Origin of the sequence: Rhizobium sp. Root1212 (assembly GCF_001424985.1) — a bacterium.
Taxonomy (GTDB): Bacteria; Pseudomonadota; Alphaproteobacteria; order Rhizobiales; family Rhizobiaceae; genus Pararhizobium.
The window spans coordinates 172598-187836 of the sequence record NZ_LMDA01000012.1 but is presented as its reverse complement, the minus strand read 5'-3'; the positions used below and the strand labels follow the sequence as shown (position 1 = coordinate 187836).

Here is a 15239-nt window from a genome sequence, read left to right as displayed (position 1 = left end):
AGCCGATCGTCAAAAACTGACCAGCGCTTCCAGTTCCGGCAGCAGCACCACGCTTTCCTGTTCGTTGGGATCTGTCCGCGCGATCACCGCGCTGCAGGGGGCATCCGAAAGATTGGCCGGCAGATGCGGCACGCCGGCCGGAATGTAGAACATTTCGCCGGCCTTGACGACCACGTGATGCTCCAGCCGGTCGCCGTACCAAGTGTGGGCCTCGCCGGAGAGCATGTAGATCGCCGTTTCATGGCTTTCGTGCATATGCGCCTTGGCGCGGCCGCCCGGCGGGATCGTCAGAAGGTGCATGCAGATGCCCTTCGCCCCGACGGCCTCAGCCGAAATACCCTCGAAATAGCTCAACCCCTGCTTGCCGTCGTAAGTATGCCCCGTGCGTACCACGTGGCAGGTCGGCTTCGCCAAAACTTCCTCGGACATCCCTCATCCTCCCCTGCGGCACCATACCGTAAATGGAAAATATGACGTACGATATTTCAAAACAGCAAGCCGCAGGGCTTCACGAAGAATCTTCCGGGGCAAGCGCAGGAGCGGCCATGACGTCCAATCTCGCATCGGTGGTCTCCGCGCGCGACCTCGGCTTGACCTTCGAGACCGGCGACGGCCCGGTCACGGCGCTTACCGGCGTCAATCTTGACGTGAAGAAGGGGGATTTCGTCTCATTCATCGGCCCCTCAGGCTGCGGCAAGACGACCTTCCTGCGTGTCATCGCCGATCTCGAAAAGCCGACTGCCGGCTCGATCACCGTCAACGGCACAACGCCGGAAAGCGCCCGCGAAAACCGCTCCTACGGCTATGTCTTTCAGGCGGCGGCGCTTTATCCCTGGCGCACGATCGAGAAGAACATCGCCCTTCCGCTGGAGATAATGGGTTACTCTAAAGCCGAGCAGCAAGCGCGCATCGCCCGCACGCTGGACCTCGTGAACCTCTCCGGCTTCGGCAAGAAATTCCCCTGGCAGCTTTCCGGCGGCATGCAGCAACGCGCCTCGATTGCCCGCGCGCTCGCCTTCGACGCCGATCTGCTGTTGATGGACGAACCCTTCGGCGCGCTCGATGAAATCGTCCGCGACCATCTGAACGAACAGTTGCTGGAACTCTGGGACCGGACAAACAAGACGATCTGCTTCGTCACCCATTCCATTCCCGAAGCCGTTTATCTCTCCACCAAGATCGTCGTCATGAGCCCCCGCCCCGGCCGCGTCACCGACATCATCGAATCCACCCTGCCCCGCGAACGGCCGCTCGATATACGCGAAACCCCCGAATTCCTCGAAATCGCCAGCCGTGTGCGCGACGGCCTGAGAGCGGGGCACAGCTATGACGAGTAGGGATTTGGTCGGAAATACCCCCCTCTGTCGCTTCGTGACATCTCCCCCTCAAGGGGGGAGATTGGCAGGAGGCCACCTCTTGCTCCCGATCTCCGCCCTTGAGGGGGAGATGTCAGCAAAGCTGACAGAGGTGGGTAGGCCACACGGCAATCATCTCACACAAGAAATCAACGATACCGCGCAGGCCCGCCCATGAACCCCGCCTTCATTGTCTGGCTTGCCGCAGCCATGGCGGTTTTCCTGAGCGCCGCGACCGCATCGCGCTATTACGTCGCCAACAACAACATCCTCATCCTGCTGTTCTCCCTCGGCCTTTATTGCGTCGGCAACCTGATGATGGTGCGGCTGATGCGGGAGGGCGGGCTCGGCCTTGCCATCTCCGCCTCGGCCATCGCCCAATTGCTGCTCGTCAACATCATCGCCTTCGCCATCTTCGGCGAACGGCTGACGACCACGCAGATCGCAGGCGTCGCACTCGGTTTCGTCGCCATGGCCCTGATGCTGTTTCCGACGGGCGGAGGTGCCTCGTCATGACCATGCGTGAAAAATTCCTCCCCGTCCTGTCGATCGTGCTTGCCATCGTCGCCATCTGGTATGTGGCCGCCGTCTATCTCAACGCGCCTTTCGAGCGTGACACCGCCGCCCGCGCCGGAACCACCATCACCTTTTCGGAAATCGTGCCAAAGACCATGTTCCAGGAGCGCCCGGTCCTGCCGGCACCGCATCAAGTCATCGCGGAAATCTGGGATACCACCGTCAACAAGCCGATCACCTCCAAGCGCAGCCTCGTCTATCATGCGTGGATCACGCTTTCGGCCACACTCGTCGGCTTCGGCATTGGCACGGTGCTCGGCATCCTGCTGGCCATCGGCATCGTCCACAACCGCGCCATGGATCGCTCGCTGATGCCCTGGGTCATCGCCAGCCAGACGATCCCGATCCTCGCCATCGCCCCGATGATCATCGTCGTCTTGAATGCCATCGGCATCTCCGGCCTGCTGCCGAAAGCGTTGATCTCGACCTATCTCAGCTTCTTCCCGATCGTCGTCGGCATGGTGAAGGGCCTGCGCAGTCCCGAGCAGATCCAGCTCGACCTGATGCACACTTATAACGCCTCCTCCGCCCAAACCTTCTGGAAACTGCGCTGGCCGGCCTCGATGCCTTATCTCTTCACCTCGCTGAAGGTGGCGATCGCCATTTCGCTGGTCGGCGCCATCGTCGGCGAACTGCCGACCGGGGCCGTCGCCGGGCTCGGCGCGCGCCTGCTGGCTGGCTCCTATTACGGCCAGACGGTACAGATATGGTCGGCGCTGTTCATGGCGGCAGCCTTGGCCGCCGTGCTCGTCGTCATCGTCGGCGCCGCCCATACCGCCGTCCTCAAACGCATGGGAGCGCGGCCATGACCTCCGGTTTCCTCTACGGCGCCATCGCCTTCTGGCTCGCAGCATGGGCGATCAACGAATGGCTGGTGCGCATCCGCACCAAGGATCACACGCTCCAGCGCATCATCCGCCTTGCCGTGCCGCTGCTGTTCGGCACCAGCATTCTCGTGCTTTGGGAAGGCATCGTCCGCGGCTTCAACATCCCCTCGGTGCTCTTGCCGCCACCCTCGATGATCTGGACGCGGCTGATCAACTCGCTGCCGACGCTCTGGGCGGATTTCCGCCAGACGTTCCTGAAATCGGTCATCACCGGCTACATCATGGGCTGCGGCCTCGGCTTCCTCGTCGCCATCGCCATCGATCGCTCGCCTTTCCTGCAAAAGGGCCTGCTGCCGCTCGGCAATTTCGTCTCGGCGCTGCCGGTCGTCGGCGTCGCACCGATCATGGTCATGTGGTTCGGTTTCGACTGGCAGTCGAAGGTCGCGGTCGTCGTGATCATGACCTTCTTCCCGATGCTGGTGAACACCGTTTCCGGCCTTGCGGCCGCAAGCTCGATGGAAAAGGACCTGATGCGCACCTATGCTGCCAGCTGGTTCCAGACATTGATAAAATTACGTCTTCCCGCGGCGTGGCCATTCATATTCAATGCACTCAAAATCAATTCCACGCTCGCCCTCATCGGCGCCATCGTGGCGGAATTCTTCGGCACGCCGATCGTCGGCATGGGCTTTAGAATCTCGACCGAAGTGGGCCGTATGAATGTCGACATGGTCTGGGCCGAAATCGCGGTCGCCGCGGTGGCTGGCTCCGCCTTCTACGGGATCGTCGCGCTCGTCGAACGCGCCGTCACGTTCTGGCATCCGTCTGTCCGTGGTGGCCAGACGTCATAAAATGGCCCGTCCACAAGGCCGGGCATAATAAGAGGGAACTGAAAATGAAGACAAAACTGGCATCCCTGCTGCTCGCAGGCGCATTTTCGCTTTCTGCCTTCCAGGCCATGGCAGCTGACAAGGTGACGCTGCAGCTGAAATGGGTCACGCAGGCCCAGTTCGCCGGCTATTACGTCGCCAAGGACAAGGGCTTCTACGAGGAAGAAGGCCTTGACGTCGAGATCAAGCCGGGCGGCCCGGATATCGCGCCTGCGCAGGTGATTGCCGGCGGTGGCGCCGATGTCATCGTTGACTGGATGCCCTCTGCCCTTGCCACCCGCGAAAAGGGCGTGCCGCTCGTCAACATCGCCCAGCCCTACAAGTCCTCCGGCATGATGCTGACCTGTCTGAAGGAATCCGGCGTCAAGGGCCCTGAAGATTTCAAGGGCAAGACGCTCGGTGTCTGGTTCTTCGGCAACGAATATCCCTTCCTCTCCTGGATGAGCCACCTGAAAATCCCGACCCAGGGCGGGCCGGATGGCGTGACCGTGCTGAAACAAGGCTTCAACGTCGATCCGCTGATCCAGAAGCAGGCCGCCTGCATCTCGACCATGACCTATAACGAATACGGCCAGGTGCTCGATGCCGGCATCAAGCCGGAAGACCTCGTGACCTTCAAATACGAAGACCAGGGCGTGGCGACACTGGAAGACGGGCTCTATGTGCTGGAAGACAAGCTGAAGGACCCGGCCTTCAAGGAAAAGATGGTCAAGTTCGTGCGCGCCTCGATGAAGGGCTGGAAATATGCCGAACAGAACCCGGATGAAGCAGCCGGCATCGTTCTCGAAAACGACTCGACCGGCGCCCAGACCGAAGCCCACCAGAAGTTCATGATGGGCGAAGTCGCCAAGCTGACCGCCGGCTCCAACGGCGCGCTGGACGAGGCCGACTACAAGCGCACCGTCGCCTCGCTTCTGGCCGGCGGCTCCGATCCGGTCATCTCGAAGGAGCCGGAAGGCGCCTGGACCCACGAAATCACCGACGAAGCACTGAAGTAACCGCCTTCGTCAGGCGACAATGGCAAGGTCCGCCACCCTCTCTTCCGTCATGCTCGGCCCTGAGCCGAGCATCCACCAGCCTCTCCATTCGACGCGAGGCTGATAGATCCTCGGGTCACGCCCGAGGATGACGACGGAGGGAAGGAGACCTGTTGACGTGAGGACGCGCGGGTTCCCCCGCGCGTTTTCACTTTTAAAATGGAAATCTGTTCGCGCTACAAAACGATATAAATCGGAGATTGTCTCTGAACGCGTCCTTGCGTAGAATAATGAGGCACCATTCTTTTTTCTTATGATCTTGCATCGCCAAAAAGGCCTGACTACATAAGGCCTCGAGGCATTTTGAGGCGGATGCGGGGGAAATTCGGGCTCGAAAAACGAGGCGGTTTCTTCCCTTCCGATAGCCGATGGCGAAGAAGCCTTTCCGAGGAGGCTGGCGCTGTGGCACCCAGTTATCCGGAATTCGAGGAAAGTCAGCCGATGGCTCGTAAAACCACGTTCGCGTATGGTCTCGCAACCGCCCTGCTGTTCAGCCTTCAGGCGGGCACCGTGCTGTCGCAGGAACCCGCCGCTCCCGCAAAAACCGAGCAGGCGCTGCCCTCCATCGTAGTCTCGACCGTGAAGACCAAGCCGATCGTCGATCGGGTCGTCGCCACCGGCGCCGTCAAAGCGGTTGATGAAACCTATGTTTCGCCGCTCGTCGACGGGCTTTCCATCCGCACACTGAACGCCGATGTCGGTGATCGCGTCGAAGCCGACAGCACGCTCGCCACCTTGAACCCGGATATGCTGGTGCTGCAGAAAAGCCAGTATGCCGCAAGCCTTGCCAAGGCGAGAGCCGCCCTCGCGCAATATCAGGCGCAACTCGCCGAGGCGCAGGCCAATGCCGATGAGGCCGTCCGCGTCAGCGAGCGCTCGAAGAAGCTTGCCGAAGCCGGCTCCATGTCGACCGCCCAGCGCGACCAGGAGAAGGCCGCTGCCACAGCAGCCCTTGCCCGCGTCAATTCCGCCGAAGAACTGGTCTCTGTCGCCAATGCCGACATCAAGGTCGTCGAGGCGCAGATTTCCGATGTCGACCTCAGGCTCGCCCGGACGGATGTTAAAACGCCGGTCAGCGGCGTCGTCTCGGCAAAGACCGCCAAGGTCGGCGCCATCGCCAACGGCACCGGCGAGCCGCTGTTCACCATAATACGCGACGGCGCTGTCGAGATGAAGGCGGAAATCATCGAAACCGATTTGCCGAAGCTTGCAATCGGCCAGAAGGCCAAGGTGACACTCGCCGACGGCAAGACCGAGATCGAGGGCAAGATTCGCCTCATCTCCCCGGTCATCGACACCCAGACCCGCCTCGGCAGCGTCTACATCACGCTCTTGGACACCGACAAGGCGCGCGTTGGCATGTATGCCCGCGCCCAGATCATCGTCACCGAGAAAAATGCATTGGTTCTGCCGCTCTCGGCGGTCACCAAGTCCAGGGACGGCATGGTCGCTCGCAAGGTCGAAAACGACGTGGCCCATGTCACCAAGGTCGAAACCGGCATCGAGGACGACGGCTTTATCGAAATCCGCAGCGGCCTTGCCGAAGGCGACAAGGTGATCACCAAGGCCGGCGCCTTCGTGCGCGACGGGGATCGCATCAAGCCGGTGCCGGCCAGCACCGAAACCGTATCGAACTGAGGTCCTAAGCGATGAACTTCTCCGCCTGGTCGATCCGAAACCCCATCGCGCCGATCCTCGGTTTCGCGCTGTTGCTGTTCCTTGGAATTCAATCGTTTTTCGCATTGCCGATCACGAAATTTCCGAACATCGACGTTCCCGTCGTCGCGATCACCGTCGCCCAGAACGGCGCTTCGCCGTCGGAACTGGAAATGCAGGTGACGAAGGAGGTCGAGGACGCGGTTGCCTCGATTGCCGGCGTCGATGAAATCCAGTCGACAGTGACCGACGGACAGTCGGTGACCTCGGTCGTCTTCCGCATCGAAAAGCCGACCGACGAAGCCGTGCAGGACACCAAGGACGCGATCGACCGCATTCGCAGCGACCTGCCCGCCGATGTCGAAGAACCCGTCGTCACCAAAATCGACGTCGAAGGACAGGCGATCCAGACCTTCTCCGTGACCTCGCCGGATATGACGCTGGAAGAGCTGTCCTGGTTTGTCGACGACACGATCAAGCGCGCTCTTCAAGGTCAGGCCGGCGTCGGCCGCATCGACCGTTACGGCGGCTCCGACCGTGAAATCAAGGTCGAACTCGACCCCAGCAAGCTCGATTCCTTCGGCATCACCGCGCCGGACGTGAACAACCAGCTGCGCAGCACCAACGTCGACCTCGGCTCCGGCCGTGGCCAGATCGGCGGCAACGAGCAGACGATCCGCACGCTCGGCGATGCCCGCAATGTCGCGCAACTCGCCCAGACGACGATTGCGCTGCCCAACGGCCGCTTCGTCAAGCTGTCCGATCTCGGCACCGTGACCGATACCTATGAGGAACCGAAATCCTTCTCGCGCTTCAACGGCGATGCCTCGGTCACCTTCGCGGTGTTCCGTTCCAAGGGCGCCAGCGAAGTGTCGGTCGCCGAAACCGTCGCCAAAAGCCTCGACACGGTGCGCGCTGCTCACCCCGAGGTTGATATCGCGATGGTGGACGACGCCGTCTACTTCACCTACGGCAACTATGAGGCGGCCCTTCACACGCTGATGGAAGGCTCGCTGCTCGCCGTCATCGTGGTGCTGCTGTTCCTGCGCAACTGGCGGGCAACGCTGATTGCCGCCGTCGCCCTGCCACTTTCCGCGATCCCGACCTTCTGGATCATGGACCTGATGGGCTTTTCGCTGAACCTCGTCAGCTTCCTGGCGCTAACACTCGCGACCGGTATTCTCGTGGACGATGCGATCGTCGAGATCGAGAACATCGCCCGGCATATCAAGATGGGCAAGACGCCCTATCGCGCCTCGCTCGATGCTGCCGACGAAATCGGCCTTGCAGTTATCGCGACCAGCTTCACCATCATCGCCGTCTTCGTGCCGGTGTCGTTCATGCCGGGCATTGCCGGGCAATACTTCATCCAGTTCGGCCTGACGGTCGCTTTCTCGGTGTTCTTCTCGCTGATGGTGGCGCGGCTTATCACGCCGCTGATGGCCGCCTATCTGATGCGGCCGCAGGACGGCGTCGACGATCACCACGACAACGACAGCCGCATCATGAAGGCCTATACAAGGCTGGTCAGCTTCACGACGTCGCGCTGGTACATGCGCTACGCGACGATGCTAGCGGCTTTCGCCTTCCTCGTCGGCTCGCTGTTCCTGATGTCGCAGGTGCCCGGCAGCTTCATGCCCCCGGACGATTCTTCGCGCGTCGTTCTCTCCGTCGAACTGCCCCCGAACGCGACCCTCGACGAGACCGATGCGACGACGACCCGGATCTATGACGCCATCCGCGGCATCGACGGCGTCGAAAGCGTCTTCGTGCTCGGCGGCGCCTCGCCCAAGGGCGATCTCGAACTGCGCCGCGCGACCGTGCGCGTCATCCTCGGCAAGATCGATCACTCGCTGGTCAAGACGCTGGTCAACAAGGGTCTCGGTGGTCTTCCTGTCATCGGGCGATATATGCCGAAGATGCAGTGGGACGGCCGCACGCGGCCGCAGTGGGATGTCGAAAAGGATATCTTCGCCAAGCTCAACGGCATTCCCGATGTCCGCATCACCAAGCTCAATGACCGCGGCGAGCGTGAGTTGACGTTCAACTTCCTGTCTTCGAACGAGCAGGACCTGAACGACGCCATCGGCACACTGGAAGGCAAGCTGCGGGCTTCGCCGATCCTCTCCAATGTCAGCTCGGAAGGTGCGCTCCCCCGGCCGGAGTTGCAGATCTTCCCGCGCAAGGATGAGATTGCCCGCCTCGGCATCACGCCGCAGCAGATTTCTCAGACGATCCGCGTGGCGACGACCGGCGATGTCGATTCGGCGCTGACCAAGATTTCGCTCGACGACCGGCTGATCCCGATCCGGGTGCAGACCTCGCTCGACGTTCGCCGCGACCTGCAGGCGATCGGTGCGCTGAAGCTGCGGACGGCATCGGGCGCGACCGTACCGATTGATAGCGTCGCCGATATCAGCTACGCCGAAGGCCCAAGCTCGATCCTGCGCAACGCCCGCAACCGTGTGGCCTCCATCGGCTCCGACGTGCCGCAGGGCACGGCGCTCGATACCTCGACGGCCGAATTCAAGCGGATCGTCGAAGAGACGAAGCTGCCGCCGACGGTCCGGCTTGCCGAAAGCGGTGACGCCAAGATCCAGAGCGAGATGATGCAGAGTTTCGGCAATGCCATGCTGCTCGGCCTCCTGATGGTTCTGGTGGTGCTGATCCTGCTGTTCAAGGATGTGATCCAGCCCTTCACCATCCTGCTCTCGCTTCCGCTCGCCATCGGCGGGGTCGCGGTGGCGCTGATCCTGACGCGCAATGCGTTTTCGATGCCTGTCATGATCGGTGTGCTGATGCTGATGGGCATCGTCACCAAGAACGCGATCCTGCTGGTCGATTTCGCCGTCGAGATGAAGCGTCATGGCATGGGCCGCGTCCAGGCGATGATCGAAGCCGGCCGCAAGCGCGCCCAGCCGATCGTCATGACCTCGATTGCCATGTCGGCCGGCATGATCCCGTCGGCGCTCGGCGTCGGCGAGGGCGGCTCGTTCCGTGCGCCGATGGCGATCGCCGTGATCGGCGGCATCATCGTCTCGACCGTGCTGTCGCTGGTGGTCGTGCCCTCGTTCTTCCTGATCATGGATGACCTCTCGCGCCTGCTCGGCTGGGCCTTCGGCCGCCTCGTCGGAAAGAAGGACGAGGAACCGGAAGTGCTGGAAAACGAAGCCCTCACCGGCATCGTCACCGATCAGGCCAAGAGCATCGGCGAGCTTCAGGAGCGGCTGGACAAGTTGGAAGGCCCCAAGCGCACCGGCAAGGTCATCAGCCACCCGGCGCTGGCCGCCGAATAAGGCGAATAAAACGAAAAAGCCCGGCCGTATGATCACACGGCCGGGCTTTTCTTTGCGGCGATATTCGAAATTTCATGCTCGGGCCTGTCCCGAGCATCTGTCACAGTCCCCGCATGTCGGTGAGGCTGGAAGATCCTCGGCACAAAGCCGCGGATGACGCAGAGAGGCGCTATCGCGTCAGAGCCCGCCTTCGACCCTCAGAAACTCGACGATACGCTCGACGCCCTCGCCGCGCTTCATGTCGGAAAACACGAAGGGCCGCGACTGGCGCATACGGTTCGCATCGTTTTCCATCACATCGAGATCAGCGCCAACATAAGGCGCGAGGTCCTTCTTGTTGATGACCAGCAGGTCCGAGCGGGTGATACCCGGCCCGCCCTTGCGCGGGATTTCCTCGCCCTGGCAGACGGAGATCACATAGATGGTGATATCGGCGAGATCGGGCGAAAAGGTCGCGGCGAGATTGTCGCCGCCGGATTCGATGAAGACGATATCGAGATCGGGAATGCGGCGGTTGAGATCGGCAATAGCCTGCAGGTTGATCGTCGCATCCTCGCGGATGGCGGTGTGCGGGCAGCCGCCGGTTTCGACGCCGACGATGCGGTCGGAGGGCAGCGCCTGCATGCGCACCAGCGCCTCGGCATCCTCGCGGGTGTAGATATCATTGGTGACGACGGCGACCGAGTACTGGTCACGCATGGCCTTGCAGAGCTTGTCGGTGAGCGCGGTCTTGCCCGAGCCGACCGGGCCGCCGATGCCGACGCGCAGGGGACCGTTTGCAGATTTCATCGAATGCGTCCTTCTCAATTGGCTCAGGAACGGAAGAGCCGGGAATATAATGTTTCGTGGCGTAGCGCCGCGATGTCCGCGACGAAGGTCGAGGTGCCAAGATCGTCGAGGCTGCTGGCCGAAACCCGCGCAGCCATCTCCGCGATCAAAGGCTCCAACGCCGCCAGAACGCCCACCCCACCCTGCTGCCCCATCACGCCGCAGCGGATGGCGACCGAAACGAGGTTCGACAGCGCGCCGTGGAGGTAGGCGGCAAGAGCCGGCTCAAGCCCCGTTGCATGGCCGCCGGCAACGGCACCGACCGCAACCGGATAGGCCACCTTGCCCTGAAGCCTCTCCAGAACCGGGTGCGGCCAATGGGCGGCAGCGGTGAGAAAGGCCTCGCCCTGCAGCATGGTTTCCATATGCCGCTCCTGCGAGCCGGCAAGCGCCTCGGCGAGATCGCGCACGGCAGCGAGACCGGCTGAATCATCGATGGAACGATAAGCTTCTGCCAGCAAAACGGCATCATTCCAGCCGGCCCCGCACTCCAGCCATGCCGCAAGCCACGACTGGAGATCGTCAACCTTGCCGACCAACCCATCCGCAACGGCCTGTTCCAGTCCGCCCGAATAGGAGAAGGCGCCGACCGGAAAGGCCGGCGACATCCAGGTTACCAGCCGGATCAGCGCCTGCGTCGCCGAAGCGTCAGTCATGGTGGTGATGGCCGTGCCCATGGGAATGACCGCCATGATAGGCCCCGCGCATCGGCTGGAACGGCGAGATCACGTCGCTGACCGTAGCACCAAGGCCTTCAAGCATGGCACGGATGACCGCATCGCGCAAAATCAGGATACGGTCTTCACGGATTTCGGCCGCCAGATGGCGATTGCCGAGATGCCAGGCAAGCTCGATCAGATGCAGGCCGTTTTGCGGCCGGATTTCGTAAAGCGGCTCATCCGTCGCCGCGATGCGGATATGCCCGCCGCCTTCCAGCACCAGCAGGTCGCCATCGGCGAGCATGACCGGCTCCTTCAGGTCGAGCATGACGACATCGTCGTTTCCAAGATGCAGCAGCTTGCGGCGCAGATGCCGCTGGTCGTGCGCCAGCGCAATCGTCGCGACCGGGGTGATATCGGCCAGGCCGGGCGAGAGAATTTCCGTCGAACGATAGGGCATCAGACCACCTCGACCTTTTCGGGATGCACGACTTCGACACGACTTTCGGCAACGAGATCGGCTATCGCCTTGCCGAAGGCGGCGATATGGGCGGTCTCGAAATGCGCCTGCAAAGCCGCGCGGCTCGACCAGTTTTCGACGAAGACCAGCGTCTCCGGCTCGCCGGGCTTCTGGTAAAGTTCGTAATGGATACAGCCCTCTTCGGCGCGCGTGGCCGAGATCAGCGGCTGGGCGGCGGCCAACACCGCGGCGGCCTTGCCGGGATGGGCTTTTAGATAGGCGACAACGTAGATCATGGGTCCTCTGAATGAAAGTTCGTGTTCGATGAGGTTTTGCCCCTCACCCCGGCCCTCTCCCCGCTCGCGGGGAGAGGGGACGTTGGAGCCGCTGGTTACCTACTCAATAGCCCTCTTTGTGGCTCGGAGTTCACCGCTTGTCCCTTCTCCCCGCAGCCAAGGAGAAGGTGCCCGACAGGGCGGATGAGGGGCAATCCCCGAAACGTCAGAACAGGAAATACCGCTGCGCCATCGGCAGCACCGTCGCCGGTTCGCAGGTCAGGAGAATGCCGTCCGCCCGCACCTCGTAGGTCTCCGGGTCCACCTCGATATGCGGTGTCAGGCTGTTGTGGATCATCGAGCGCTTGCCGATACCGCCGCGCGTGTTCCTCACCACAACCAGTTCCTTGTCAATGCCCAGCCGGCCCTTCAGCCCGCCATCAAGCGCCGCCTGCGAAACGAAGGTGACCGAGGAATTCGTCCTCATCTTGCCATAGGCGCCGAACATCGGCCGGTAGTGCACCGGCTGCGGCGTCGGGATCGAGGCGTTGGGATCGCCCATCGGCGCCATTGCGATCGTACCGCCGAGCATGACCATATCGGGCTTCACGCCGAAGAAGGCCGGGTTCCAGATCACCAGATCGGCGCGCTTGCCGACCTCGACCGAGCCCGTCACATGGCCGACACCGTGGGCGATGGCGGGGTTGATCGTGTATTTGGCGATGTACCGCTTGACGCGGAAATTGTCGTTGTCGCCCTTTTCCTCGGGCAGGCGGCCACGCTGGCGCTTCATCTTGTCGGCGGTCTGCCAAGTGCGGATCGCCACTTCCCCGACGCGGCCCATGGCCTGACTGTCGGATGAGATGACCGAGAAGGCGCCGATATCGTGCAGGATATCTTCCGCAGCGATGGTTTCCTTGCGGATGCGGCTTTCGGCAAAGGCGATGTCTTCCGGGATCGACGGCGACAGGTGATGGCAGACCATTAGCATGTCGAGATGTTCGGCGAGCGTATTGGTCGTATAGGGCCGCGTCGGGTTGGTGGACGACGGGATGACGTTTGGCTGGCCGCAGATCTTGATAATGTCCGGCGCATGGCCGCCGCCTGCGCCTTCCGTGTGGAAGGCATGGATGGTGCGGCCCTTGAGCGCCGCAATCGAATCCTCGACGAAACCGCTTTCATTGAGCGTATCCGTGTGGATCATCACCTGCACGTCGTATTCGTCGGCCACCGACAGGCAGCAATCGATCGCAGCCGGCGTTGCACCCCAGTCCTCGTGGATCTTCAGCGACGTCGCCCCACCCATGACCATCTCGACCAGCCCGCCGGGCAGCGAGGCATTGCCCTTGCCGGAAAAGGCGAGGTTCATCGGGAAGGCATCCGCCGCCTCGATCATCCGGGCGAGATGCCAAGGGCCGGGGGTGCAGGTGGTGGCAAGCGTGCCGTGGGCTGGGCCGGTGCCACCACCGAGCATGGTGGTGAGGCCGCTCGCCAGCGCTTCCTCGATCTGCTGCGGGCAGATGTAGTGGATGTGGCTGTCCATGCCGCCGGCGGTGATGATCTTGCCTTCGCCGGCAATAACCTCGGTGCCCGGACCGACGATGATATCGATGCCCGGCTGGGTATCCGGGTTGCCGGCCTTACCGATCGCCGCGATCAGCCCGTCCCGGAGGCCGATATCGGCCTTGACGATGCCCCAGTGGTCGAGGATCAGCGCATTGGTGATGACGGTATCGACGGCGCCGCCGGCGCGCGTGACCTGGCTCTGGCCCATGCCGTCGCGAATGACCTTGCCGCCGCCGAACTTCACCTCCTCGCCATAGGTGGTGAAATCCTTCTCCACCTCGATGAACAGCTCGGTATCGGCAAGGCGCACCTTGTCGCCGGTGGTCGGCCCGAACATGCCGGCATAGGCCGCGCGAGACATCTTGTAGGGCATCGTTCTCTTACCTCCGAGGGCCGGATTTCGGGGAAATCCGGGATGATCGTCATGTGCCCCCGCACGCGCGCGGAAAGCGAAAATTCTATCGTTTACGGCGCAGCCGGCAGGCGCCTGAGGCGCCCTTCCCCGACCAGCCGTTCCACCAGGCGACGCTCGGCATCGAAGGGATGACCGTCCCACCCCTCATGGCCAAAGCCGGCAAGCGTCACATCGGCATCGGGATAGGTCGCGAGCGCGAAGGCGATCACGATCATGCCGCTGCTCGGCACCACATAGGGCGCAGGAGCCTCTAATTGCTCTTCGAGCGCCTCATGCACGGCGCGGCCGATCACCACATGCTCCTTGCCGAGTGTCCGGCAAAGCGCGTCGAATTCAGCCGTGTAGTCGTCGCAGAAATCGTCCAGCTCCGGGTGGCTGACGGCCAGCACCGGGCGCAGGCTTTCGAATTTTTCCGGATCGCGCACGCTCCAGATCGCGCCGGCCTGCACCACCGCCGGATGCTCCACCCACTCCGCCGAGGCAAGCCGCGCTTTGCCCGGACGACCGGTGTTGCAGATGGCGACGACATCCGTCCTTTCCCCCGCTGGCCCGTAGGTGCGGCAATCGTTGAAGCGGATCACCAGATCGGCGGCATCGATACGGGCGGCCGCGCCCTGCGGCACCTCGCCGTTTCCGACAATCATGATCTCTCGCTTCACCATCCCGCCCGCCTATTCGATGCCGTTGGCAAGGTCCTTGAGTTCTTCCGTGCGCTTGCGGGTCAAATCCGCCAGGCAACCGGTGACGATGGCCGGATACATGGTGCCGCCCCAGACGCTGTAGCCCACCGCATCGCACTGGCCGTCCCGATACTCGATCCAGGCGCGCTGCGCCTTCATCAGAGAATCGACCGCGCCCTTGTTCTGCTTTTCAAGTTCGGCATCCCAATCGACCATGACCTTTCTGGTCTTGGTCCATTGGGCGTTCAGCGCCTTGTCCGCCGCCTCGTAATCCTCGCTGGCGCAGCTATTGATGTCCGCCTGTGTCATCGCATTGGCGCAATCGACCTTGGGTTCCTGCGCGAAAGCGCTGCCGGCGAGGAGGCCGCAAGCCATCAGCATCGAGGCATATTTCATCCAGCGCGCGCTCACAGCTTGCCCATCACCTGCTGGCGGAACCCGTAGATTTCCCGCTTGCCGGCAATCGGCACCAGCGTCACGCTGCGGGTCTGGCCGGGCTCGAACCGCACCGCCGTTCCCGCCGGAATATCCAGCCGGCGGCCATAGGCGGCGTTGCGGTCGAAGGTGAGGCCGGCATTGGTTTCGGCAAAATGGTAGTGGCTGCCGACCTGCACCGGCCTGTCGCCCGTGTTGGAGACCTCGATGGACACCATATCCAGCCCGACATTCAGTTCGATTTCGCCTGCGGCGGCGATGATTTCTCCGGGGATCATGGGCAT

16 protein-coding genes are annotated in these 15239 nt (G+C 62.4%); 7 read left to right on the top strand and 9 right to left on the bottom strand.

Features of this window, described 5'->3' with window-relative positions:
- Positions 1 to 9 precede the first annotated feature (9 nt).
- Positions 10 to 429 carry a cupin domain-containing protein gene (locus tag ASC86_RS12965; RefSeq protein ID WP_056321510.1) on the bottom strand — a complete coding sequence of 140 codons (420 nt, stop codon included), beginning with the start codon at positions 427 to 429 and terminating at the stop codon, positions 10 to 12.
- 116 nt (positions 430 to 545) lie between these two features.
- Here ASC86_RS12965 and ASC86_RS12960 point away from each other — a divergent pair, with 116 nt between their 5' ends.
- From ASC86_RS12960 to ASC86_RS12930, 7 genes are all read left to right on the top strand, one after another.
- The gene (locus tag ASC86_RS12960) at positions 546 to 1337 is read left to right on the top strand and encodes an ABC transporter ATP-binding protein (protein WP_056321507.1); all 792 of its coding nucleotides are present in this window, start codon (positions 546 to 548) and stop codon (positions 1335 to 1337) included.
- A 192-nt stretch (positions 1338 to 1529) separates the two neighbouring features.
- Positions 1530 to 1871: a hypothetical protein gene (locus tag ASC86_RS12955; protein ID WP_056321505.1), complete on the top strand. Its 342-nt coding sequence runs from the start codon at positions 1530 to 1532 to the stop codon at positions 1869 to 1871.
- On the top strand, positions 1868 to 2740 hold the full coding sequence (locus ASC86_RS12950; RefSeq protein ID WP_156387037.1) for an ABC transporter permease: 873 nt from the start codon (positions 1868 to 1870) through the stop codon (positions 2738 to 2740). Before ASC86_RS12955 ends, ASC86_RS12950 begins: the two co-directional genes overlap by 4 nt.
- Positions 2737 to 3609: an ABC transporter permease gene (locus ASC86_RS12945; protein WP_056321503.1), complete on the top strand. Its 873-nt coding sequence runs from the start codon at positions 2737 to 2739 to the stop codon at positions 3607 to 3609. The genes ASC86_RS12950 and ASC86_RS12945 overlap by 4 nt, the downstream gene beginning before the upstream one ends.
- A 44-nt stretch (positions 3610 to 3653) precedes the next feature.
- Positions 3654 to 4646, top strand: a complete 993-nt coding sequence (locus tag ASC86_RS12940) for an ABC transporter substrate-binding protein (RefSeq protein WP_056321500.1) — start codon at positions 3654 to 3656, stop codon at positions 4644 to 4646.
- Between the two features lie 480 nt (positions 4647 to 5126).
- A complete protein-coding gene (locus ASC86_RS12935; RefSeq protein ID WP_056321497.1) occupies positions 5127 to 6323 on the top strand; it encodes an efflux RND transporter periplasmic adaptor subunit in 1197 nt (398 codons plus the stop codon).
- A gap of 11 nt (positions 6324 to 6334) precedes the next feature.
- Positions 6335 to 9637, top strand: coding sequence for an efflux RND transporter permease subunit (locus ASC86_RS12930; protein WP_056321493.1), 3303 nt, complete (start codon positions 6335 to 6337; stop codon positions 9635 to 9637).
- A 177-nt stretch (positions 9638 to 9814) separates the two neighbouring features.
- Here the strand turns inward: ASC86_RS12930 and ureG are convergent, their stop codons facing one another.
- The 8 genes from ureG to ASC86_RS12890 all read right to left on the bottom strand — a co-directional run bounded on the left by ureG (position 9815) and on the right by ASC86_RS12890 (position 15233).
- Complete coding sequence (gene ureG, locus ASC86_RS12925; protein WP_056321490.1) at positions 9815 to 10426, bottom strand: urease accessory protein UreG; 612 nt, start codon at positions 10424 to 10426, stop codon at positions 9815 to 9817.
- 23 nt (positions 10427 to 10449) lie between these two features.
- The gene (locus ASC86_RS12920; protein ID WP_056322562.1) at positions 10450 to 11121 is read right to left on the bottom strand and encodes an urease accessory protein UreF; all 672 of its coding nucleotides are present in this window, start codon (positions 11119 to 11121) and stop codon (positions 10450 to 10452) included.
- Positions 11114 to 11584 (bottom strand): urease accessory protein UreE, encoded by a 471-nt coding sequence (gene ureE, locus ASC86_RS12915; RefSeq protein WP_056321487.1) that lies wholly within the window; start codon positions 11582 to 11584, stop codon positions 11114 to 11116. The genes ASC86_RS12920 and ureE overlap by 8 nt, the downstream gene beginning before the upstream one ends.
- Positions 11584 to 11880 carry a putative quinol monooxygenase gene (locus ASC86_RS12910; RefSeq protein WP_056321484.1) on the bottom strand — a complete coding sequence of 99 codons (297 nt, stop codon included), beginning with the start codon at positions 11878 to 11880 and terminating at the stop codon, positions 11584 to 11586. Before ASC86_RS12910 ends, ureE begins: the two co-directional genes overlap by 1 nt.
- 205 nt (positions 11881 to 12085) lie before the next feature.
- Complete coding sequence (gene ureC / locus ASC86_RS12905) at positions 12086 to 13798, bottom strand: urease subunit alpha (RefSeq protein ID WP_056321482.1); 1713 nt, start codon at positions 13796 to 13798, stop codon at positions 12086 to 12088.
- 92 nt (positions 13799 to 13890) lie between these two features.
- Entirely contained in the window at positions 13891 to 14484 is a 594-nt protein-coding gene (locus ASC86_RS12900) for a glycosyltransferase family 29 protein (protein ID WP_056322559.1), read from the bottom strand.
- A 27-nt stretch (positions 14485 to 14511) separates the two neighbouring features.
- Positions 14512 to 14931: a lysozyme inhibitor LprI family protein gene (locus ASC86_RS12895; RefSeq protein ID WP_244477607.1), complete on the bottom strand. Its 420-nt coding sequence runs from the start codon at positions 14929 to 14931 to the stop codon at positions 14512 to 14514.
- On the bottom strand, positions 14928 to 15233 hold the full coding sequence (locus ASC86_RS12890; protein ID WP_056321480.1) for an urease subunit beta: 306 nt from the start codon (positions 15231 to 15233) through the stop codon (positions 14928 to 14930). The genes ASC86_RS12895 and ASC86_RS12890 overlap by 4 nt, the downstream gene beginning before the upstream one ends.
- Positions 15234 to 15239: the final 6 nt, after the last annotated feature.

Coding starts and splice junctions, on each gene's coding strand:
- ASC86_RS12930 (WP_056321493.1), top strand. CDS start 6,335: ATGAACTTCTCCGCCTGGTCGATCCGAAACCCCATCGCGCCGATCCTC.
- ASC86_RS12920 (WP_056322562.1), bottom strand. CDS start 11,121: ATGACTGACGCTTCGGCGACGCAGGCGCTGATCCGGCTGGTAACCTGG.
- ASC86_RS12910 (WP_056321484.1), bottom strand. CDS start 11,880: ATGATCTACGTTGTCGCCTATCTAAAAGCCCATCCCGGCAAGGCCGCC.
- ureC (WP_056321482.1), bottom strand. CDS start 13,798: ATGCCCTACAAGATGTCTCGCGCGGCCTATGCCGGCATGTTCGGGCCG.
- ASC86_RS12950 (WP_156387037.1), top strand. CDS start 1,868: ATGACCATGCGTGAAAAATTCCTCCCCGTCCTGTCGATCGTGCTTGCC.
- ASC86_RS12955 (WP_056321505.1), top strand. CDS start 1,530: ATGAACCCCGCCTTCATTGTCTGGCTTGCCGCAGCCATGGCGGTTTTC.
- ASC86_RS12935 (WP_056321497.1), top strand. CDS start 5,127: ATGGCTCGTAAAACCACGTTCGCGTATGGTCTCGCAACCGCCCTGCTG.
- ASC86_RS12965 (WP_056321510.1), bottom strand. CDS start 429: ATGTCCGAGGAAGTTTTGGCGAAGCCGACCTGCCACGTGGTACGCACG.
- ASC86_RS12940 (WP_056321500.1), top strand. CDS start 3,654: ATGAAGACAAAACTGGCATCCCTGCTGCTCGCAGGCGCATTTTCGCTT.
- ASC86_RS12960 (WP_056321507.1), top strand. CDS start 546: ATGACGTCCAATCTCGCATCGGTGGTCTCCGCGCGCGACCTCGGCTTG.
- ureE (WP_056321487.1), bottom strand. CDS start 11,584: ATGCCCTATCGTTCGACGGAAATTCTCTCGCCCGGCCTGGCCGATATC.
- ASC86_RS12900 (WP_056322559.1), bottom strand. CDS start 14,484: ATGATTGTCGGAAACGGCGAGGTGCCGCAGGGCGCGGCCGCCCGTATC.
- ASC86_RS12890 (WP_056321480.1), bottom strand. CDS start 15,233: ATGATCCCCGGAGAAATCATCGCCGCCGCAGGCGAAATCGAACTGAAT.
- ureG (WP_056321490.1), bottom strand. CDS start 10,426: ATGAAATCTGCAAACGGTCCCCTGCGCGTCGGCATCGGCGGCCCGGTC.
- ASC86_RS12945 (WP_056321503.1), top strand. CDS start 2,737: ATGACCTCCGGTTTCCTCTACGGCGCCATCGCCTTCTGGCTCGCAGCA.